The organism is Streptomyces sp. NPDC030995 (assembly GCF_055571215.1).
The window spans coordinates 17,315-34,722 of sequence record NZ_JBVIFS010000020.1 but is presented as its reverse complement, the minus strand read 5'-3'; the positions used below and the strand labels follow the sequence as shown (position 1 = coordinate 34,722).

The 17,408-nt window shown below is 72.6% G+C and carries 16 protein-coding genes and 1 pseudogene; 8 read left to right on the top strand and 9 right to left on the bottom strand.

Translation table 11 applies throughout. The features are described from left to right. From ACZ45T_RS26400 to ACZ45T_RS26385, 4 genes are all read right to left on the bottom strand, one after another. Entirely contained in the window at positions 1–1,239 is a 1,239-nt protein-coding gene (locus ACZ45T_RS26400) for a beta-ketoacyl synthase N-terminal-like domain-containing protein (RefSeq protein ID WP_468445395.1), read from the bottom strand. Beyond that, entirely contained in the window at positions 1,236–2,507 is a 1,272-nt protein-coding gene (locus tag ACZ45T_RS26395; RefSeq protein ID WP_468445393.1) for a beta-ketoacyl-[acyl-carrier-protein] synthase family protein, read from the bottom strand. The genes ACZ45T_RS26400 and ACZ45T_RS26395 overlap by 4 nt, the downstream gene beginning before the upstream one ends. Beyond that, a complete protein-coding gene (locus tag ACZ45T_RS26390) occupies positions 2,504–2,947 on the bottom strand; it encodes a cupin domain-containing protein (RefSeq protein WP_468445392.1) in 444 nt (147 codons plus the stop codon). Before ACZ45T_RS26390 ends, ACZ45T_RS26395 begins: the two co-directional genes overlap by 4 nt. Positions 2,948–3,027: 80 nt before the next feature. Further along, positions 3,028–4,125 carry a SchA/CurD-like domain-containing protein gene (locus ACZ45T_RS26385; protein ID WP_468445390.1) on the bottom strand — a complete coding sequence of 366 codons (1,098 nt, stop codon included), beginning with the start codon at positions 4,123–4,125 and terminating at the stop codon, positions 3,028–3,030. A 275-nt stretch (positions 4,126–4,400) separates the two neighbouring features. On the opposite strand from ACZ45T_RS26385, the gene ACZ45T_RS26380 reads away from it, so the two are divergent. After that, positions 4,401–6,032: an FAD-dependent oxidoreductase gene (locus ACZ45T_RS26380; protein ID WP_468445388.1), complete on the top strand. Its 1,632-nt coding sequence runs from the start codon at positions 4,401–4,403 to the stop codon at positions 6,030–6,032. Positions 6,033–6,082: 50 nt separating this feature from the next. Here ACZ45T_RS26380 and ACZ45T_RS26375 read toward each other — a convergent pair whose 3' ends face one another. After that, positions 6,083–6,307: an acyl-CoA carboxylase epsilon subunit gene (locus tag ACZ45T_RS26375; protein WP_468445386.1), complete on the bottom strand. Its 225-nt coding sequence runs from the start codon at positions 6,305–6,307 to the stop codon at positions 6,083–6,085. Positions 6,308–6,573: 266 nt separating this feature from the next. Between ACZ45T_RS26375 and ACZ45T_RS26370 the strand changes: the two genes are divergently transcribed. From ACZ45T_RS26370 to ACZ45T_RS26355, 4 genes are all read left to right on the top strand, one after another. Next, entirely contained in the window at positions 6,574–6,795 is a 222-nt protein-coding gene (locus ACZ45T_RS26370; protein WP_468445384.1) for a hypothetical protein, read from the top strand. A 238-nt stretch (positions 6,796–7,033) separates the two neighbouring features. Further along, the gene (locus ACZ45T_RS26365) at positions 7,034–8,479 is read left to right on the top strand and encodes a glycoside hydrolase family 16 protein (RefSeq protein ID WP_468445382.1); all 1,446 of its coding nucleotides are present in this window, start codon (positions 7,034–7,036) and stop codon (positions 8,477–8,479) included. Positions 8,480–8,499: 20 nt separating this feature from the next. After that, on the top strand, positions 8,500–9,750 hold the full coding sequence (locus ACZ45T_RS26360) for a glycoside hydrolase family 64 protein (protein WP_468445380.1): 1,251 nt from the start codon (positions 8,500–8,502) through the stop codon (positions 9,748–9,750). Between the two features lie 98 nt (positions 9,751–9,848). Then, the gene (locus ACZ45T_RS26355) at positions 9,849–10,937 is read left to right on the top strand and encodes a LacI family DNA-binding transcriptional regulator (protein ID WP_468445378.1); all 1,089 of its coding nucleotides are present in this window, start codon (positions 9,849–9,851) and stop codon (positions 10,935–10,937) included. Between the two features lie 42 nt (positions 10,938–10,979). Here ACZ45T_RS26355 and ACZ45T_RS26350 read toward each other — a convergent pair whose 3' ends face one another. After that, positions 10,980–11,645, bottom strand: coding sequence for a DUF4360 domain-containing protein (locus tag ACZ45T_RS26350; protein WP_468445376.1), 666 nt, complete (start codon positions 11,643–11,645; stop codon positions 10,980–10,982). Between the two features lie 156 nt (positions 11,646–11,801). Here ACZ45T_RS26350 and ACZ45T_RS26345 point away from each other — a divergent pair, with 156 nt between their 5' ends. Next, on the top strand, positions 11,802–13,589 hold the full coding sequence (locus ACZ45T_RS26345) for a galactose oxidase-like domain-containing protein (protein ID WP_468445374.1): 1,788 nt from the start codon (positions 11,802–11,804) through the stop codon (positions 13,587–13,589). A gap of 3 nt (positions 13,590–13,592) precedes the next feature. Here ACZ45T_RS26345 and ACZ45T_RS26340 read toward each other — a convergent pair whose 3' ends face one another. The 3 genes from ACZ45T_RS26340 to ACZ45T_RS26330 are packed head-to-tail and all read right to left on the bottom strand — an operon-like array spanning position 13,593 to position 15,033. Further along, positions 13,593–14,216, bottom strand: a complete 624-nt coding sequence (locus ACZ45T_RS26340) for a HutD/Ves family protein (RefSeq protein ID WP_468445372.1) — start codon at positions 14,214–14,216, stop codon at positions 13,593–13,595. Beyond that, the gene (locus tag ACZ45T_RS26335; RefSeq protein ID WP_468445370.1) at positions 14,213–14,584 is read right to left on the bottom strand and encodes a DUF4180 domain-containing protein; all 372 of its coding nucleotides are present in this window, start codon (positions 14,582–14,584) and stop codon (positions 14,213–14,215) included. The genes ACZ45T_RS26340 and ACZ45T_RS26335 overlap by 4 nt, the downstream gene beginning before the upstream one ends. Positions 14,585–14,595: 11 nt before the next feature. Further along, complete coding sequence (locus tag ACZ45T_RS26330; protein ID WP_468445368.1) at positions 14,596–15,033, bottom strand: MarR family winged helix-turn-helix transcriptional regulator; 438 nt, start codon at positions 15,031–15,033, stop codon at positions 14,596–14,598. 123 nt (positions 15,034–15,156) lie between these two features. Here ACZ45T_RS26330 and ACZ45T_RS26325 point away from each other — a divergent pair, with 123 nt between their 5' ends. Next, on the top strand, positions 15,157–16,695 hold the full coding sequence (locus ACZ45T_RS26325; protein WP_468445366.1) for an MFS transporter: 1,539 nt from the start codon (positions 15,157–15,159) through the stop codon (positions 16,693–16,695). A gap of 85 nt (positions 16,696–16,780) precedes the next feature. Further along, a pseudogene (locus ACZ45T_RS26320) lies at positions 16,781–17,284 on the top strand (mycothiol transferase); the annotation flags it as partial. Positions 17,285–17,408 lie beyond the last annotated feature (124 nt).

Below are 17,408 nucleotides of genomic sequence, written 5' to 3'. Positions count from 1 at the left end.
CTACGTGGCCGCCGGGGAGCCCTTGCGGACGACGAGCGCCGAGTTCGATCCCATCCGGCCCCGGCTCAGCACGAGCGCGGTGCGCAACTCCGCGGGGCGGGCGCCGCCGGTCACCACGTCGAGGTCGTGGCACACGTCGAAGACGTTCGGGGTCGGCGGGATGACGCCGTGCTCCAGGGCCAGCGCCGCGGCCGCGGTGTCGAGGGACGGCGCCGCGCAGTAGGCCCTGCCGGTACCGGTCTTGGGCGCGGTGACCGGCACCTTGCGGCCGTGGTCGCCGAGGGCGTCGGCGATGGCGGCCGCCTCCGCGGTGTCGGCCTGCACGGTCCCGAGGGCGTCGGCGAAGACCACGTCGATCTCCTCGGGGGCGCAGCCGGCTTCGCGGAGCGCGCCGCGGATGGCGTGGGCCAGGCCTTCGCCGCGCTCGTCCGGACGCTGGGTACCGGTGAAGGTCGCGGCGTGGCCGGCGAGTACGGCGCGTACGGTGGCGCCGCGGCGGCGGGCCACGGCCTCGTCCTCCACGACGAACATCGCGCCGCCCTCCGCGGGGACGTACCCGCAGGCCTTGTCGGTGAACGGCCGGTAGGCGCGCTCCGGGTCGTCACTGGTGCTCAGGCCCTCGTACTCCAGCTGGCAGACGATGGAGTACGGCGCGAGGGGTGCCTCCGTCGCCCCGACCAGCATCGCCCTGCTGCCCTGGCGGATCGCCCGGACGGCGTGCGCGAAGGCGTCCAGCCCGCCCGCCTCGTCGCTGGCCACCACCCCGCAGGGGCCCTTCAGGCCGCGCCGGATGGAGATCTGGCCGGTGCTCGCGGCGTAGAACCAGGCGATCGACTGGTAGGGGCCGACGAAGCGGGGGCCCTGCTCCCACAGGTGCTGGAGCTCGCGCTGCCCGAACTCGCCGCCGCCGGAGCCGGCCGCCGTGACGACTCCCACGGAGAAGGGGTCGCCCTCGTAGTCGGCGCGGCCGAGCCGGGCGTCCTCCAGGGCGAGGTCGGCCGCGGCGAGGGCGTGGTGGGTGAAGCGGTCGGTCTGGACGAGGAAGCGGTCCTCGACCATGGCGCCGGGGTCGAAGCCCCGGACCTCGCCCGCGACGCGCAGCGGGAGGTGCTCGCACCCCGCTCTGGTGACGCGGTCCAGCACGCTGAGGCCGGACTGGGTCGCCTTCCAGAAGGCGCTCGCGCCCACGCCGTTGGGCGCGACGACCCCGATGCCCGTGATGACCGTGCGGCTGGTCACGAGACCGCCTCCTTCGGCATGGTCATGACGACGGCGGACTGGAAGCCGCCGAAGCCGCTGCCCACGGAGAGCACGCTGCGCAGTTTGCGGCCGCGGGCGACGCGGGGCACGTAGTCCAGGTCGCACTCGGGGTCGGGCGTCTCGTAGTTCGCGGTCGGCGGTACCACCTGGTGGGTCATGGCGAGTACGCAGGCCGCCAGCTCGATCGCGCCGATGGCGCCGAGGGAGTGCCCCACCATGGATTTGATGGAGGTCATCGGCGTCTTGTAGGCGTGCTCGCCGAGCACCCGCTTGACCGCCGCGGTCTCGTGGCGGTCGTTCTGCTTGGTGCCGGAGCCGTGCGCGTTGACGTAGTCGATCTCGTGGGCGGCGACCCCGGCCTGGGCGAGGGCGGTTTCGATCGCCCGCGCCATCTCCAGGCCCTCGGCGGTCAGCCCGGTCATGTGGTGGGCGTTGCCGAAGGTGGCGTAGCCGCCGATCTCGCAGTAGACGGTCGCACCGCGGGCGCGGGCGTGTTCCAGCTCTTCGAGTACGAGGACGGCGCCGCCCTCGCCGAGGACGAAACCGTCCCGGTCGGCGTCGAACGGCCGGGAGGCGTGGGCCGGGTCGTCGTTGTTCGGCGAGGTCGCCTTGATGGCGTCGAAGCAGGCCACGGTGATCGGCGATATGGGTGAGTCGGAGGCGCCCGCGATGCACACGTCCATCCGGCCCTCCGCGATGGAGTGGACGGCGTACCCGATGGCGTCGAGTCCCGAGGTGCAGCCGGTGGAGACGGTCTGGACCGGGCCGCGCGCTCCCGTCTGCTCCGCGACGGCGGAGGCGAGGGTGGCGGGCGTGAACGCCCGGTGCAGGTGCGGGCTCGCCAGTTTGTGGTCCACGTCCCACCAGGAGCCGGACTGGCTCACGGCGACGTAGTCGTGCTCCAGACGGGTGGTGCCGCCGACGGCCGTGCCGAGGGAGACGCCGGTCCGCCAGGCCTCGTCCGTGGTGAGGTCGAGTCCGGAGTCGAGCAGGGCCTCGCGGGCGGCGACCAGGGCGAACTGGATGTAGCGGTCCGCCCGGGCCGCCTCGCCCTCGCCGAGGCCGTGCGCGGCGGGGTCGAAGTCGACCTCCGCGGCTATCCGGGAGCGGAATCCCGCCGGGTCGAAGAGGCTGATGCCGCGTGTGGCCGTACGGCCGTTGGAGAGCAGGTCCCAGAAGTCGCGGACGCCGATCCCGCCGGGCGCGACCACGCCGACTCCGGTGACGGCCACCCGCCGGCGGGTCACGAGACCGCTCCGGTTCGGTCCGGCGGCTGCTCCCAGGCGGTGCTCTCCGGGTGCGGGGCCTGCTCGGTGTCGACGTGGCCGAGCTCCGGGCGCGGGGCCAGCGGGCCGAGGTGGAAGACCATGCGGGCCTCGGTGTCGCCGACGTTGCGGAACCGGTGGCGCATGTTGAGCGGGACCAGGAGGCCCTGGTCGGTGCGCAGCGGATGGGCCTCGCCGTCGAGGTCGACCTCCAGCCGGCCGGCGACCACGTACACGAACTCCTCGGAGTACGGGTGGTAGTGCTCGGCGATGGACTCCCCGGGAGCCATGATCGCCAGGCCCATGAAGCCGCTGGTGGAACCCACCGAGGTCGGGGTGAGCACGGCCCTCAGATCGCCGCCGCGCCGGCGGTTGGGCGGCGTCTCGCTGAGGTCCACGATGCGTGGGCGCTGTCTGGTCATGGCGGGTTCCTCCTGGCGTGTGGTGGAGAGCCTGGACGGGGATGGGGTCCAGGGTGGGACTCGGGGTGGACCGGGGGGGATCAGGACTGCGCGGGTGCCCGGCGGTCGGTGATCAGGGTCATGGTGTGGTGCGCGGCGCGGGCCTGCCCGCCGGGCGCGGCCGTCAGCCGGTCGAGCACCGCCGCCTTGCGCGGGCCGAAGGCACCGGAGCCGGCCTCGGGCGCGGCGTCCAGCGGGCCCCGCACGTCGATCAGGCGGACGACGATGTCGTCACGCTGGAAGATGCTGCTGCTCCGTACGGGGCTGGCGGGGTGGTGCGCGGCCGCCTCGTCCTGCAGGGCCAGGAACTTCGCGAGCGCCGGGCCGCAGCCGGGCTTGGCCGGGTAGAACAGCGCGTGCCGCTGCACGTCGGCGGATTCCGGCTCCGGTGCGGTGATGTGGTGGACCGCGGGGAGCGCGGCGCGCATGAAGAACATGCGGGCGGATTCCGGGTCGTTCAGGTTCCGGTCCTGTTCGAGGTAGGGGTTGATCGCCTCCTCCACGGCGCGTACCTCGGGCTGCTCGGAGACGTGTCGCAGGGCCGTCACCAGGTCGCCCTGGACCTCCACCGTCCGGACGACCCGGTTGCCGTGCATGAAGAGCGAGGTGCGGCACAGGCGGGTGTGGGCGTCGACGCGGGCCGCCGGGGAGGCGTAGCTGGAGAGGATGGCCGCGACCTCCTTCTCGCTGCCCGGCTTGACGGTGAAGGTGAGGGCGTGGCGCACGATCCCGGCGCCCAGCCGGGGTGCGCTCTGCAGGCGCGCCGTGGTCGGGCGGGCCGCCTGGTCGTAGCCGCGGCCGGTCTCCCGCAGGACGGTGAACTTGAGCGGGCGCATGTTGCGCGCGCACGCGCCCAGCGGTTTCACCTGTTCGGCGTGGTGCTCGCTGTTGACCCATGCGAGGTACTGCGGGGCGCTCTCCCACTCACTGGTGATGAGCCACTGCGAGGGATCCTCGAAGGATTGGCACAGTTGGTCGCTGATGTGGCCCGGGACCGACGCGATGTCGTGGCGGAGCTGTTCGTACGCCTCGAAGAACTGCTGCTGGGTCCCCTCGTGGAGATCCATCAGCAGGACGACCCGGAGCATGGAGCCGTCGAAGGCTGACTGCGACACCCGTTCGGACAGGGTGGTTGTCATCTACTCACTCCTTCATGAGGGGGTGGAGATCCATCGCGTACGGACCCCTCGTCCGTCACCGGTGGCGTCCGCCCGGGCCGGCGGCCGCCTCGGTCGGGAACGGCAGGCCGGCGCGTCTCAGGGGGAGCCGCTGTCGCTCATCGTCATCCGGGTGGGGACGTACCGCTACATGTCAGGATCAAGCGGGTGACAACCGACGAATCAACTGGGCCTGATCTCCGATCGGGGGCATAAAGAGTCCACTCCCCCACACAGAAAACAGGAGCCCGCAGCTGATGGAAGACAACGCCGATGTTCGCGTACCGGTTCTCGTCGTGGGCGGCTCCCTCGTGGGCCTGTCCACCTCGCTTTTCCTGAGCCGCCACGGAGTGAGGCACCTGCTGGTCGAGAAGCACTCCGGTACTTCCGCGCACCCGCGCGGCCGCGGCATCAACGCCCGGACGATGGAGCTGTTCCGCACGGCAGGGGCGGAGCGCGCGATCCGCCGGGCGGCGTCCGTACTGGAGGGCAATCAGGGCATTCTGCAGGCCAGGTCACTGACCGACGGCGACCACAACTGGCTGATCAAGTCGGTCGACCCGTCCGGCGCGCTGGCCCGTTTCAGCCCGACGGGCTGGTGCCTGTGCAGCCAGAACAACATCGAGCCCGTGCTGGCCGCGCAGAGCCGCGCGCAGGGCGCCGATGTCCGGTTCGCCACCGAGCTGATGAGCTTCGACCAGGACGCGGCGGGGGTGAACGCCGTGGTGAAGGACCGGGAGACCGGCGTGCACAGCACGGTGCGCGCCGACTTCCTGATCGCCGCGGACGGACCGCGCAGCCCTGTCAGGGAGCAGCTGCGGATCCCTCAGACGGGCAACGGCGAGCTGTTCCACAACGTGAGCGTCACCTTCCGCTCGGAGCGGCTCGTCGAGGTGCTGGGCGACCTGCGGTTCATCGTCTGCTACCTGATGCGTCCGGGCGCGGACGGGGCGCTGCTGCCGGTGGACAACGAGACGCAGTGGGTCTTCCACGCCCCCTGGCACCCGGACCGGGGCGAGACCCTGGAGGACTTCACCGACGAGCGGTGCGTGGACCAGATCCGCGAGGCGATCGGCGTGCCCGACCTGGATGTGGAGGTCGGCGGCAAGGCTCCGTGGCATGCCGCCGAACGGGTGGCGCAGCGGTACGGGGCCGGCCGGGTGTTCCTCGCCGGGGACGCGGCCCACGAGATGTCCCCCACCGGTGCCTTCGGCTCGAACACGGGCATCCAGGACGCGCACAACCTGGCGTGGAAGATCGCCGCGGTACTGGAGGGGGCGGCCGGCATCGGGCTGCTCGACACCTACGAAGCCGAGCGGCTGCCGGTGGCCCGGGCCACGAGCGAACGGGCGTCGGCCCGTTCGGCGGAGCACAGCCACCCCGGGTACGCGCCGCCGCCCACGATGGGCGGCGGGCCGGGCAGCGGGGTCCTCACCACGGCCATGGGCTACTGCTACCCGCGGGGCGCGCTGGTCGGCGGCGACCCGGAGCGGCCCGTCATCCCGGAGACGCTGCGCCTGACGGGCGACACCGGCACCCGGGCCCCGCACATGTGGGTGACCAGGGCCGGTGAGCGGATCTCCACGCTGGACCTCTACGAGCGCTCCTTCGTGCTGCTCAGCGGCGCGGGAACGCCGTGGCGGGCGGCCGCGCAGCGGGTGGCCGAGCGGCTGCCGGTGCGGCTGGACGCCTACGCCATCGGCTCCGGACCGGACGCGGACCTGATCCAGGCCGGCGGTCCCGACTGGAGCGAGGTCCACGCGATGAGCGCCGAAGGCGCCGTGCTCGTACGGCCGGACGGGTTCGTGGCCTGGCGCTCGGAGGGCGCCGTGGCCGATCCCGCGGCGGCCCTGCACGAGGTCCTCTCGACGGTGCTGCGACGCGCGTGACCACTTCCCCTCCCCTTCCGCCGGCCGTGCGCGCGGCCGGCGGAAAGGGTTCAGCGGCAGGCCCAGCAGCCTGCCCAGCAGCCGGCGCCCGGCCGGACGGCACGGCGGCGGCCGGCGCCGGACCCCGCCCCGACGCCGCGTTTCGCGTCGCCGTCACCGGACGTCCGATGCGCCGCGTAGCACGCGACGACGACCGCGATCGCGGCCAGTTCCTCGGGGGCGGCAAGGCCCCTCTCCACACGCAGCAGGCTCGCTATCGGGACATCGTCAGACATCGGCACGGCCTCTCTCACGGGGGCTGCGCGTGCGCCCGGTCGCGTCGCGAGGGGCGGACCGGCTCGGCACCGACGCGGGCGGCACACGTGCGGCTCGGCGCGCTGGCGCGACGTGTTCCGCATCTGCGAACCGGCCTGCGAAGTCCTGTCGGGTCACCAGGACTCCTGACGCCACCGACGCTACAAGCGCCCGGCGCACCCGCCACTCGGGCGAAGACCGGAGCCCGGCGCACGCCCGTCGCCGCGCATCCGTCGGCGGGGCGGCCGTGAGCGGCCACGGTGCCCTGCTCTGCCGGGGCTGCGCGGGCAATCTGTACGCCGTCTGCACCACCGACCGCGGCCCCGGCGGGGACGCGGCCGGCGAGTGGGAGGTCGACCACGAGATCCCCGTACCGTGCCCGCTCTCCGCGCTGCTGCCCTTGACCGGGACGGCGGCGTCCGTCCACGACCTGCCCGGCGCGCGGGAGGTCCTCGGCCCGCCCGATTGAGGGCGGCGAGTTGGGCCTTATGGGTGACGGGCCCCTCGGCGCGGCCTCAGGCCGCGCCGAGCGTTCAACGAATGAACCCCCTTGACCCGTAAGCCCTTTGCCGGTTCAAAGTCTTGACGCCCTCGGTGCCGGGGAGCACAGTGTCCAGCGCAGCCGCTTGAGAGCGCTCTCAAGACGGTGAGCTCCGCCGGCTCTTCCCCCCCGCACCGCGCCTCACGGCGCTTCAGAGAGGGCACCCATGCGTCAGACATCCGGTAGGAAACGGCCGACCGTCCGGCAGGCCGTCTTAACCGCGCTCAGCACGATCACCCTGGTCGCGGCCGCCTCGGCGGCCGTCACCCTGCCCGCGGGCGCCACGGCTCCCCCCACCCCGGCCGGCTGGTCCCAGGTGTTCCTGGACGAGTTCAACGGGCCCGCGGGCTCCGGCGTGAACACCGCCGACTGGCAGTACACGACCGGTACGAGCTATCCCGGCGGGCCGGGCGGCTTCGGCACCGGCGAGATCGAGACGATGACCGCCGACCCCGCCAACGTCTCCCTCGACGGGTCGGGCAACCTGCGCATCACCCCGCGCCGGGACGCGGCCGGCAACTGGACCTCGGGCCGCGTCGAGACCCGGCGGTCGGACTTCCAGCCGGCGCCGGGCGGCACACTGCGCACCGAGGCCCGCATCCAGATGCCGAACGTCACGGGCCCGGCGGCCAAGGGCTACTGGCCGGCGTTCTGGATGCTCGGGGCCCCCTACCGGGGCAACTGGTGGAACTGGCCCTCGATCGGTGAGCTCGACATCCTGGAGAACGTCCAGGGCATCAACAACGTCTGGGCCACGATGCACTGCGGCACCAGTCCGGGCGGCCCCTGCAACGAGACCTCCGGCATCGGCGGCCAGCGGGTCTGCCCCGGCACCAGCTGCCAGGGCGGGTTCCACACGTACGCCGTGGAGTGGGACAGGTCGACCGCCGTCGAGCAGATGCGCTTCTACGTCGACGGGATCAACTTCCATACGGTACGGGCCGATCAGGTCGACGCCACCACCTGGACCAACGCCACGAACCACGGCTACTTCATCATCCTGAACGTCGCCATGGGCGGCGGTTTCCCGGACGCCTTCGGCGGCGGGCCCGACGCGGGGACCGAGCCCGGCCATCCCATGGTGGTCGACTACGTGTCCGTCCTCGGCTCGACCGGCGGCACGACCCCGCCGACCACCCCGCCGACGACACCTCCCACCACACCTCCGACGACGCCGCCCACCACCCCGCCCGGCGGCAACCGCGACGCGTACGCGGCGATCCAGGCCGAGTCGTACGACTCCCAGGCCGGGGTGGCGAAGGAGACCACCTCGGACAGCGGCGGCGGCCAGGACCTCACCGCGCTCGGCAACGGCGACTGGGCCCTGTTCAAGGGCGTCGACTTCGGCTCCACGGCCGCGAGGCAGTTCTACGGGCGCGTCGCCTCCGGGGCCGCGGGCGGGGTGAGCGGCCTGGTCGAGGTACGGCTCGACAGCCGGACCTCGGCGCCGGTCGGCAGCTTCTCCGTGGCGAACACGGGTGGCTGGCAGAGCTGGCGTACGGTGCCCGCGAACATCACCGCGGTGACCGGCACCCACGACGTGTACCTGACCTTCACCAGCGGCCAGGGCGCCGACTTCGTGAACGTCAACTGGTTCGACTTCGGCCACTGACCGGACGCAGGAGGGCACCCGTGAACACCACGCACCCCCCGCGCCGGGCGCGGATACCGCGACTCCTGCCCGCCGCGCTCCTGCTCCTGCTCGCGCTGCCGGTCTCCCTGACGGCGGCCCCGGCGACGCCCGCCCGGGCCGCCGCCACGGGCAGCGCAGGAGGAGGGACCGGCAGCTTCCCCATCACCTTCCGGAACGACACCCGCGGCGCGTATCCGGATGCGCAGGTCTTCGTCACCGTTCTCGGCCAGGTGACCCCCGGCCAGTGGTCGTACATGAAACCCGACGGCAGCACGGCCCACATCAACCACCTCGACGCCACCGCTCCCGGTCACCTGGTCAAGAAGGGCGTCGCCTACCCGAACATGTCCTTCACCCTCGCCCAGGTCGGCGGGACCGTCCCCTCGCCGCCCGCGATCCGCGGGGGCCGGATCTACCTCTCCCTCGGCTCCCCGGTGTTCATCCCCGTCTCGCCCGACGACCAGGGCTGGGGCGGCCCCGATCCGCGCAACCCCGACGACCCGAACAACGACGTGTACTTCGACTGGTACGAGTACACCTACGTGTACGGGCAGGTCCCCTTCGGCGGGAACACCACCCAGGTCGACCAGTTCGGCCTCCCGATCACCTCCAGGCTGCGCCAGAGCTCCAGCGGCCATGACACCACCCGGGGCATCACCCGTACCCGCGCCGAGGTGATGCAGCGGTACGCGGCCTCCGTCGGCTCCGCCTTCCGGCCGCTGCAGAACAACCACCGGATCCTGGCGCCCCGTTCCTCCGACCTCTTCCTGCCCGGCGGAGCCCGGCAGGACCACCTCTCCGCCGCCATCGACCAGGCCTGGGCCCACTACACCGCCCACCCCTTCACCCTGACCCGACTCGGCGAGACGTTCACCGGGCGGGTCACCGGCTCCACCCTCACCTTCGGCAAGAACGGCGCGGGCCCCTTCACCCTGCGCAAGCCCACCTCGCCCGAGGTCATGTCCTGCTCCGGCGCTCTGGCCTCGGGCAACGACACCGAGAAGCAGCTCGGCGCGGAGTTCTGCGCCGCGTTCAACCGGGGCGTCGCCCTCGACACCGCCTCCTGGTACAGCCCGGCGGCGTACTACACCGGCCCGGCGAAGAACGACTACGCCGGCTTCTTCCACACCGTCGGCCTGAACGGACGGGCCTACGGCTTCCCCTACGACGACGTCAACGACCAGTCCCCGGTGCAGATCCTCGGCAACGCCGACCCGCCCACCGGCCTGACGCTCGGCATCGGCTGGTAGGTGCCCGCGCCGCCGGGAGCGCACTCGCGCTCCCGGCGGCACGCGTTACCCTGCTGCCCGGCGAGGCGACCGCCCGCGGACACCCAGGAGGAACGCCCGTGCCCGAACAGCGTCCCGGGGAGCGCCCCACGCTGGAGGCGGTGGCAGCACGCGCCGGAGTGTCCCGGGCCACCGCGTCCCGCGTGGTCAACGGCGGCGACGGGGTGCGCCCGCACCTGGTGGACAAGGTGCGCGCGGCCGTCCGGGAGCTGGCCTACGTGCCCAATCCCGCGGCCCGGGCGCTGGTCACCCGGCGCACCGGCGCCGTCGCGGTGATCATCGCCGAGCCGGAGATCCGGATCTTCTCCGACCCCTTCTTCTCCCGGCAGGTGCGCGGCATCAGCAAGGAACTGACCGCGCACGACATGCAGTTGGTGCTGCTGCTGGTCGAGGACCGGGGCGACTACGACCGGATCGAGCGCTACTTGGCGGGCGGCCACGTCGACGGGGCGCTCGCCTTCTCGCTGCACACCGACGATCCACTGCCCGCGATCACCCGCCGGATCGGCCTGCCCACGGTCTACGGCGGCAGGCCGGGCTGGACCACCGGGCCCGGGGTGGAGCCGGGCGAGGGGGTGGCGTACGTCGACGCCGACAACCGCGGCGGAGCGCGCGAGGCCGTACGGTACCTGCTGGCCCGGGGGCGCGAACGGATCGCGCACATCGCGGGCCCGCTCGACCAGACGTCCGCCGCCGACCGGCTGAGCGGATACCGGGACGTGCTGCCGGACGCCGATCCCGGGCTGGTGGCCGAGGGGGACTTCACCGTGGCGGGCGGGGCCCGCGCGATGGCCGAACTGCTGGACCGGCACGTCGGGATCCACTCCGGAACCGGCTCCGGGATCGGCTCCGGGATCGATGCCGTCTTCGCCGCGAACGACCTGATGGCGACGGGCGCGCTGCGGGTGCTGCGGGAGCGCGGCCACGCGGTTCCCGCGGATGTGGCCGTGGTCGGCTTCGACGACGCCGAACTGGTGGCGGAGGGCGCCGATCCGCCGCTGACGACGGTGCGCCAGGACATCGAGGGCATGGGGCGGCTGATGGCGCGGCTGCTGCTGGGCACGCTGGGCGGCGGGAAACGGGATGAGCGCGCCGCTCCGGACCCGGTGATCACCACCACGTCCTTGGTGCGGCGCGCTTCTGCCTGAGGCCGGATCGGATGGGATCTGATCCGATCTGATCTGATCCGATCAGTAGGCCGGGCACTCCTTCCAGGAGAAGTGGTACACGCTGTTGATGCTGCCGTCCGTCGAGTCCAGCGCCATGAAGCTGGTCTGCGACGGGTCGGAGGTCCCGACCTCTGCCCGCAGCTCGGTGTTGATGTTGAAGTTGCGCTGCTCGCCACAGGGGGCGAAGGCGAGGGCCTGGACGCCCGTGGTGTCGGTCGCCTGCCAGTTGTCGTCGAGCGCGCCCGTGAACTTGTGGGTGCGCTGGGCGGTCTTGCTCATGCCCTGGAAGTAGTAGCTGGCCTTCTGCGTTCCGATCGCGCCCTCCTGCAGGCTGCCGAAGCCCCGGTAGTCGACCTGGGCCACCGCGTAGGTGTAGCCCTGGGGGACGTGGACGACGAGGGAGAGCTGACAGTTCTTGCGGCTTTCGACGGCGGGGGCCCCGCCGCCGGCCTGGGCCACGTACTCGCTGTAGGTGACGGTGAAGGCCGTGTTGTCCGGCGCCACGGCGACGGCGGCGCTGCCTGGACGGCAGCCCGATCCGTTGACGGAGGCGACGTCCACCGTCACCTCGTCGGAGGGAGCCTTCACGAAGGGAGCCGAGGCAGAGGCCCCGGCCGAGGGGGAGAGCGTGACGAGAGCTGCGGTCACGGCGGCTGCGGTGAATCCGGTACGGAGCGACTTGATCACGTCGACATGGATAGCGCTCCGCGGCGGCCGCGGGCGGGCGGCGCGCGGGCGAAGGTTGCGCGCTCTCACCTCTATGGCCGCAGCGATTCATCCGGAAAAGGGTCCGCTTTCTCCTAATATCGGCGGAATCGATCAGACCTTCAGCTGAGGAGTTCCATGTCCCGCGCCCATCGGACCGCCGCAGTGTCGGCCTGGGTGATCGCCTCCGTCCTGGCCCTCACGGGGGCGGCGCCCGCTCCGGAGCCGAGGGCCGACGAGGCCGCCGTGCTGGGCGTGGAGCACGCCCACGCGCACGCGCGGCTGCGGCAGGCGGCCCAGGGCACCCAGGGCTATCCGCAGTCGAAGCGCACGGCGAGCCTGGTTTCGCTGGAGCAGTCCCAGCGCAAGGCCAACGCCGGCTTCCAGGCGGCGGCGTTCGGCCGGTTCACCCAGTTCTTCCCCTCGCCCGACTTCGGCGTCCACGTGGCCCTGCTGCCCACGGGCAAGGTGCTGCTCTTCTCCTTCGAGCGCGTGGAAGCCGATCCCACCAAGGAGACCGGTCCCACGAACACGGTCGGCCGGACGAACGCGGGCCGCGCCTACCTCTGGGACCCGGCCAGGGGGACGGGGGCGGCGGCCTTCAAGAACGTGCCGCCGCCGGTGGTGCTGATGCCCGACGGCACCTACGCCCCGCGCCCGGCGCCGTTCTTCTGCGCCGGTCACTCCTACCTCCCCAACGGCATGGTCGGGGTCTTCGGCGGCAACGTCGGCGGGAAGGGCGGCAGCGGCGCCAAGCTCTCCTTCGTGTTCGACCCGTGGACCGAGACCTGGTTCCGCAACCGCGACATGTCCGTGGGCCGCTGGTACCCCTCGGTCGTGACCGGGGCGGACGGCCGCCAGATCATCATGTCCGGCCAGTCCGAGCGCGGGACGGGCACACCCACTCCGGTGGTGGAGCGCTTCCCCGCCCTCCGGCATCCCGTGCCCTGGCGGCCGTACGACATCCCGGTGGACGTCGCCTCGGAGCGGCTCCGGTCGCAGGCCCCCTTCCGGAACGACTATCCGCACCTGTTCTCGCTGCGGGACGGGATGATCTACGGGCTGGGCCGCGACGCCGACCAGCAGTGGCTGTTCGACCCGGTCAAGGACGTGCGCACCGACCTGCCCCGGCGGCCCGCCGACTTCCGGGGGTACGGTTCGGCCGTGCCGCTTCCGGCCGGTTTCCGCGGCCCGGACTCCGTCCTGGTACTCGGCGGCGACCCGCGCGACCCGCTCACGTACCGGCTGTCCGGCGGCCGCTGGAGCATCGAGGAACCGCGGGCGTTCGGCCGTACCCAGGACGGCACCCTGATCCTGCCCGACGGCACGCTGCTCACCGTGAACGGCGCCCTGGACACCCGGGACTACGGCCACGGGCCGTTCAATCCGAAGGCCGACCTGAAGTACCGGCAGATCGAGCTGCGCGATGCGCGCGGCCACTGGAAACTGGGGCCCGCCCAGCGGCTGCCCCGCGGCTACCACTCCAACGCCCTGGTCCTGCCCGACGGCCGGATGATGGTCACCGGCGACGAGCTCCAGCAGATCGCCAACGACCCCGACATCCGGGACGGGATGGACGGCAGCATCGAGCTCTACGAGCCGGCCTACCTGCACCGGGGCGCCCGGCCGGCGCTCGACCGGGCGCCGGCGGGCGAGCTCGGCTACGACAAGGCCTTCGAGGTCACGAGTTCGACGCCGGCGGACGTGAAGCGCGCCGTGCTGCTGGCGCCGACGACCGTCACGCATTCGGTGAACACCAGCCAGCGCCATCTGGAGCTCCGGCTCACCGGGGTCCACGGCTCCGCGATCGGGCTGCGCACTCCCCCGGGCGCGGCCGACGCCCCGCCCGGGTACTACATGCTCTTCCTGCTCAACGCGAAGGGCGTGCCCAGCGCGGCGAAGTGGGTGAAGCTGGGCGTGCGCTGACCCCTACCTCAGGCGTACGACGGCCGCACGTCCGGAGGTCCGTACGAGGCCGGCGAAGGGGCCCGTCGCCAGGACCGCGTCGTACGCGTCCAGGGCGAGGGGCGGGCCCTGCGACGGTTCGAGGACCGCCGGTCCGTCGAGGGCGACGATCAGCAGCGTCTCGCCGGGCGGCGCGGTGAGGCCGAGGCGGCCCCGTACGACGGCGGTCTCCACCGTCGCGGCGCCCCGGCGGTACATGACGTTGAAGTTCACGACGGGGCCCGAGAGGAGCCGGCAGTCGGTCGGCTCGTCCCCGGCGAAGTCCCGCGGCGCGAACCGCTCGTCGACGAGGCGCCGTACGCCGCCCACCGTGAGGTCCATGCCCGCGCCTTCGGCGAGGGTGAGGGTGCGGTCGATGCCGGGGAAGGCCGAGAACGGGCCGTCGGCAGCCACCTCGGCGAGGCTCGCCCGCCAGCGGAACGCGTCCATGCCGGCGCCCTCGGGGTGGGCCGCGATCTCCCGGGTGACTCCCCCGCCGTTCTTCCAGACGGCGGCGGGGCGGTCGGCCGCCCGCAGGATCCGGATCTCGCCGCCGCCGCTCGCGCCGTCACCGCTCAGACCGCCGCCGTTCGTGCCGTCACCGCTCATGCCGTCGCCCCGGTCAGTCGCTCGCGCAGCTCCTCGGCATCGGCGAGGAACCACGTCTGGCGGCCGCGGTTGCACTCGCGGACGAAGTCCCGCAGGGCCGTACTGGCCGCCGTGTGCCGGGAGATGTCGCCGAGGACGACGATGCCCATCCGGTACTGGGCGAACTTCTGGATGATCTCGCCGGCGACGCGGGTGCTCAGCCGGAAGAACGCCTCGCCGAAGCGTTCGACGGGGATGACGACCCAGTGAGCGCCCTGGTAGGAGGCGTCGCCGATGCAGAGCAGGGCATCGCGCTCGCTCGCGATGACCTCACCCTCGGCCTCGAACATCATCACGGGTATGCCATTGATCATCTGAAGGGTGCTCATGGAGGTCGAGGCTAGTGCTTCTCCATCGAGGGGCGCAGCCGGGCCAGCAGCGCGTAGAGCGTGGCGCTCTCGGCCTCGTCGAGCGTGTCCAGCGCGCCGTGCATCGCCTGCATCTCCTGCCGTACGCGGCGGATGACCTCGCGGCCGGCGTCCGTGGCCACGACGTTCTTGACGCGGCGGTCGGCGGGGTCGGGCTCCCGGCGCACCAGCTCCCGGGCCTCCAGGCGGTCGACGATGCCGGTCACGTTCGAGGCGTCGCAGACCAGCAGGGTGGCGAGCCCGCGCATGGGCACGGGGCCGTCGAGCTGGGCCAGGACCCTGGCCTGGGTGGAGGTGAGTCCGTACTGGGAGGCGGCCGCCGCGAACTCGCGCCATTGGGCGGTGCCGATGGCGGCGAGCAGCTCCAGCAGCTGGAGCTTGGTGGGGGCGGGCGTGGCGGTGTCGCTCATACCTGGAGCGTACTCAGGATGTTTCACATTATCAATTGTTTACTTGACCACCTTAACTATTGAGGTCTACCGTCGACCGAGTTACTTGATGACTTCAAACATCTGCGTTAGGTCCCGCCACCCATGAGCACCCCCTCCTCCGCCGCGGCCCCGGCCTCCGGGCACAGGAACGAGACGGTCATCGTCTTCGCCCTGAGCCTCGCCGCCATGGTCGTGTCGATGATGCAGACCCTGCCGGTCCCGATCCTCGGCCTCATCCGCGACGATCTCGGCACCTCGACCGCCAACGTGAGCTGGGTGACCACCGCCACGCTGCTGTCGGCGGCCGTCTTCACCCCGCTCCTCGGCCGCTTCGGCGACCAGCACGGCAAGAAGCCCACCCTGGTCGCCGTGCTCGGCGTGATGGTCGCCGGCTCCGTGATCGCCGCGCTGGCGTCCTCGCTGCCGCTGCTGATCCTGGGCCGGGTGCTCCAAGGAGCCGCCACCGCGATCTTCCCGCTGGCCCTCTCGGTCCTGCGCGAAGAGGTCCGGCCGCAGAAGCTGCCGGGCGCGATGGCGCTGGTCAGCGGCACGCTCGCGTTCGGCAGCGGCCTGGCGCTGGTCGCGACCGGGCTGCTGACCTCCGGGTCCGGCGCGGACTACCGCAACGCCTTCTGGATGGCGACCGGCTTCGCGGCCCTCGCCCTGCTCGCCGTCGTCTTCCTGGTGCCGGCGACCCGCCACAAGACGGGCGGCCGCACCGACTTCCTCGGCGCGCTGACCCTCGGCATCGCCCTGCTGCTGCTCCTGCTGCCGATCTCCCAGGGCCACGAGTGGGGCTGGACCTCGGGCCGCACGGTGGGCAGCTTCGCCGGCGCCGCCGTCATGACCGCCGTCTGGGTGCTCGTCGAGCGCAAGGTCCGCGAGCCCCTCGTCGACATGCGGATGTTCGTCCACCGCCCGGTGCTCATGGCCAACCTGGCCGGCATCCTCGTCGGCTTCGGCATGTTCGCGAACTTCCTGGGCGTCTCGTACCTCGTCCAGATGCCCGAGGCGCTCACCGGCTACGGCTTCGACGCGTCGATCCTGCGCGCCTCCGTGCAGTTCCTGCTGCCCGGCGCCATCGTCTCGCTGCTCGCCTCCCCCATCGGCGGCCAGATCGTCCGCCACCGCGGTCCGCGCGCGGCCCTGGGCCTGGCCGCCGTGCTCGGCGCGGTCGGCTTCGGCTGGCTCGTCCTGGACCACCAGCACAGCCTCTCGGTGATCGGCGCCGGGCTGGTCGTCGGCGCGGCCGTCAGCTTCGGCTACGCCGCCATGCCGGCCGTGATCATGGCCAGCGTCCCGCACCACCAGAGCGGCATCGCCAACGGCATCAACTCGATCTCCCGCTCCACGGGCAGTGCGATCGGCAGCGCCGTCGTCACCACGATCCTCGCCTCCAAGACCATCGAGCACCTGCCTGCGGGGGTCCCCCCGCTGCCGGCGGAGTCCGGGTTCACCCTCACCTTCGGGATCGGGGCCGTGGCCTTCGCCCTGGTCGCGGTGATCAGCTGGATCGGGCTGCGGGGCGGGCACGGCACCGTGGCGGTGGCTTCGGCTCCCGCCGGCGCCGCGGAAGGGTCCGCGAAGGCCGAGAAGGCGGAAAAGGCGGACGAGGCCGTAAAGGCCGACGCCGCCCACTGAGCCGCCCCGCTCTCCCCGCCCTCCCCGCCCGCCGGCCGCGTGTCGCTCGCGGCGGGCGGGCCGCCGGGCCTTGCATGGTGGGTGCATGAAGGCTACGGACGTCATCGCCGACGGGTTCGGACGCATCCGGGAGATCGTGCACGAGGTCGTGGACGGTCTCCCGGCGGAGCGGCTCAACGCGCGCATCGACCCGGCGGCGAATTCGATCACCTGGCTGGTCTGGCACCTGACCCGGATCCAGGACGACCACATCGCCGACGCGGCCGACCTGGAACAGGTCTGGCAGGCCGAGGGCTGGGCGGACCGGTTCGCCCTGCCGCTGCCCGCGGCGGCGACCGGGTACGGGCACTCGGCGCGGCAGGTCGCCGCGGTCCGGGTCGACTCGGGCGAGCTGCTGCTGGGGTACTTCGACGCCGTGCACGAGCAGACCCTGCGGTTCGTTCGGGCACTGGCCGCCACCGACCTGGACCGGGTGGTCGACGAGCGCTGGGACCCGCCGGTCACCCTCGGGGTTCGGCTGGTCAGCGTGCTGGGCGACGACCTCCAGCACGCCGGGCAGGCCTCCTTCGTACGCGGCGTACTGGAGCGGGGGGGGGGGGGGGGGGGGGCAGGCCCCCCCCCCCCCCCACCCACCCCCCCCCCCCCCGCCCCCCCCCCTTGGGTTGCTTTTCCTCCACGGGGGGGCCCGAACGACACCCCCCACCCACCGACCT

What these genes read in the sequence shown, in the direction of transcription:
- ACZ45T_RS26390 (WP_468445392.1), bottom strand. Translation starts at nt 2,947, where the DNA reads ATGACCAGACAGCGCCCACGCATCGTGGACCTCAGCGAGACGCCGCCC.
- ACZ45T_RS26385 (WP_468445390.1), bottom strand. Translation starts at nt 4,125, where the DNA reads ATGACAACCACCCTGTCCGAACGGGTGTCGCAGTCAGCCTTCGACGGC.
- ACZ45T_RS26380 (WP_468445388.1), top strand. Translation starts at nt 4,401, where the DNA reads ATGGAAGACAACGCCGATGTTCGCGTACCGGTTCTCGTCGTGGGCGGC.
- ACZ45T_RS26375 (WP_468445386.1), bottom strand. Translation starts at nt 6,307, where the DNA reads ATGTCTGACGATGTCCCGATAGCGAGCCTGCTGCGTGTGGAGAGGGGC.
- ACZ45T_RS26365 (WP_468445382.1), top strand. Translation starts at nt 7,034, where the DNA reads ATGCGTCAGACATCCGGTAGGAAACGGCCGACCGTCCGGCAGGCCGTC.
- ACZ45T_RS26345 (WP_468445374.1), top strand. Translation starts at nt 11,802, where the DNA reads ATGTCCCGCGCCCATCGGACCGCCGCAGTGTCGGCCTGGGTGATCGCC.
- ACZ45T_RS26340 (WP_468445372.1), bottom strand. Translation starts at nt 14,216, where the DNA reads ATGAGCGGTGACGGCACGAACGGCGGCGGTCTGAGCGGTGACGGCGCG.
- ACZ45T_RS26335 (WP_468445370.1), bottom strand. Translation starts at nt 14,584, where the DNA reads ATGAGCACCCTTCAGATGATCAATGGCATACCCGTGATGATGTTCGAG.
- ACZ45T_RS26330 (WP_468445368.1), bottom strand. Translation starts at nt 15,033, where the DNA reads ATGAGCGACACCGCCACGCCCGCCCCCACCAAGCTCCAGCTGCTGGAG.
- ACZ45T_RS26325 (WP_468445366.1), top strand. Translation starts at nt 15,157, where the DNA reads ATGAGCACCCCCTCCTCCGCCGCGGCCCCGGCCTCCGGGCACAGGAAC.